Annotated in this window: 2 protein-coding genes; both read right to left on the bottom strand. The window is 55.9% G+C overall.

Going from position 1 to position 2,517, the window contains the following annotated elements; translation table 11 throughout:
• Positions 1–704 (bottom strand): hypothetical protein (locus GY937_15175; protein ID MCP5058046.1); only part of this gene is annotated, 704 nt, incomplete at its 3' end.
• 1,114 nt (positions 705–1,818) lie between these two features.
• Entirely contained in the window at positions 1,819–2,505 is a 687-nt protein-coding gene (locus tag GY937_15170) for a hypothetical protein (protein ID MCP5058045.1), read from the bottom strand.
• Between the last annotated feature and the right edge of the window lie 12 nt (positions 2,506–2,517).

Raw genomic sequence — 2,517 nt, 5'->3', positions numbered from 1 at the left:
GCGATCCGCGCACCGGATATGACGGCTTGCTGTGCGTCGGCCTGGGTTTTCTCCGCGTCTCTCTTCACCGTAATCGCGTTTTCGAGCTTAACCCTGTCAGGACCCTCCAGCTTGTCACTGTGAGTGTCAAACAAGTCTTGCCCTTCTGCTGCACTGCTCATCGTAGCGGCGATCACCGCTGCTTTCGCGAATGATGACTCGTATGTCTGCAGCCTCTCTGCCGTAGCTTTAGGCCCGACCCCCTCACGCTGCGCTGTATCGAGTACTGACTGCCGACCGATCGCCGATTGCACTCTTAGATTGTCGGGTTGGTTCCAGTACAGCGATGCATTTTCGATGGTGTTTTCGATTTGAGCCTGAGCAGTCGCCACTTCCCAGGCGTCCAACCCCTTCGATGCATGGCGTCCGATGTCTGCCTTGCTTTTTGTGAGATGCGCGTCAGCAGCCCGGTCAAACATCACCCGAGCATTGACGCCTAGCGGGTCACTATACCGCTTTTTAAGGTCGTCAAGTACGCTATTCGTACCTGGCGCACCGTCGTACGCGTCGCGTCCTTGAGTGTTAAAATACCCTGATTCAGGATTGAAGAATAGCTCATTCTTGTCGCGCTCGAATTGTACCAACGCCTCTTCTGCTGCGGTCGTATCGATCCGCTGCTTAATGTTTAGCGCAGCTTCTGCGATATCTACCACGCCACCGACCACCGCACCGCCCGCCCGAATAGCATTGACCCCGGCGTTGGGATCTACTCTCGGTTGTCCAACAACCTCACTAGATACCTGGTGGGGCTGGTACTTCGATACCCGTGGCATATCGACCTCTCTCTCTTAATTAATTTTCAAGTTGAGACGACGGTTGCCCGCGCTCTCAGGGGTGAACCACTTATCTGCCACACCTGTGTCCATCACCTTGCCTGCCCCCGACAGCAGAGTGCCAAACGCGTTACTATTACCGGCGGACCTCGCGAACGCGCCCGCATCCTGCTCTAGCGCCGCCCCAGTTTCGAGCGCGGTAGCTCTGTCTTCATAGTTGCCACGGATACGCAGTGCATCCGCCTCACCGAGGACTGCGGTGTCGTCTCGGAGAGTGAGGGGCGCACCTGTGTTCACATCTATACCTGACGCGCCTTGCTGAGCTTTTTGCTTACTGATTAGCATCGCAACCTGCTGCCGGTGCGCGTTCTCCTCCTCGACACCTACCGTGCGGGTGCGCTGAGCCTCGTTCTCACTGACACGAGCGTTGTACTCACTGACACCCTGTCGGTACCTACCCTCAGCCCGCTGTTGATTCGCCTTAAATATAGTAGATACCCCGGTAATGCTTGCTTGTAATAGAACTGGATTGCACATATCAGTGGTACCTCTCAATGTGAAATGGGTGAAACTGCTCGCTGTCTACGCCGTATTGTATCGCAGGCTCTATCGTAAAGCCTAATCTCTTGAGCCAAACGACGCTTTTCACGTTCCGTTGGTGTACATAGTTGCACAAACGCGGGCACACCGAGAGCATCTCTTTGATGACGGGACCTGTCTGTGTTAAAAACTCACGGGGGTACCGCAGTGACGCATTAGATGCAAGCATCCACACCACACCAGTCCCTGACAGCAGGTCGCCCCGGATCAGTCCCAACATCGCAAGCGGCGCGCTATCGTACACGGCGATTGAAGCATAGTCCGACAGCCCCCATCCAAAGCGTAGTGCTTCTGCGGGCGTGTGGTGATGTGACGCCCAGACCTCCTCGGCGTCCGACAGCCGCATGTCCTCTGCGATACTAGCAACAAGGGGCTCTCGCGGTGCGACAAACTCCACTGGCATGTGTCAGCCCCCGACGTCGAACGTGGGGATGACCGACAGCACGGCGTGTGGCAGGGGGTCTCTCTGCTCGATACGTACACCGCCGCCCTTTGCCCATAGGGGATCGACTACTTGCTCAGCTTTATAAGTCTTCAAAGCCAGCTGATCGTAGTCGTCTCCGTAATCACGAGGCTTGATCTCATACATCTCGCCGGTGGTGCCGTCGTCTTTCCTCGGTCCTATCCAGCCGCCTAGCGACTTCTCCAACTCAATCGTCACTTTCGACACCGATATGTTCTGAGCTTTCACACTTTCACTAGGGGTGTCGATGTCAAGGGTCTCTATCGCGGGAGTGTACCTCAAACCCACGTGGACTTTCGACGCCGCGACATCTAGCGTGATGCTTCCGGACGTAACCACCTGATCAGGTACTGTGTAGCCGTCCGATAGGATAGCAACCTCTTCACCTTCCAGGTGGTCGAGCCCGCTGATTACCGTCGCAGGAGCGCCGTCGTATGTAAGACCCGAATCAACGAAAAATGCATCTTCAGTTGCGGTTTCTTCGCGAGGCTCCATCCGCTCGATGTGGCGCACATCTGTGCCGTTGATATTGCGTTTAACGATCAAGTATACCGCAGACCGACCATCTTCGAGGATCGAGGCCGCAGACTCAACCTCACCGAGGGTGGTATGTCGGTGCCAGCCCCACACTTGATGCTCACG

It is taken from the genome of bacterium (assembly GCA_024228115.1).
In the GTDB taxonomy this organism is placed as follows: Bacteria; Myxococcota_A; UBA9160; order UBA9160; family UBA6930.
This window is presented reverse-complemented; position numbering and strand designations above follow the sequence as displayed.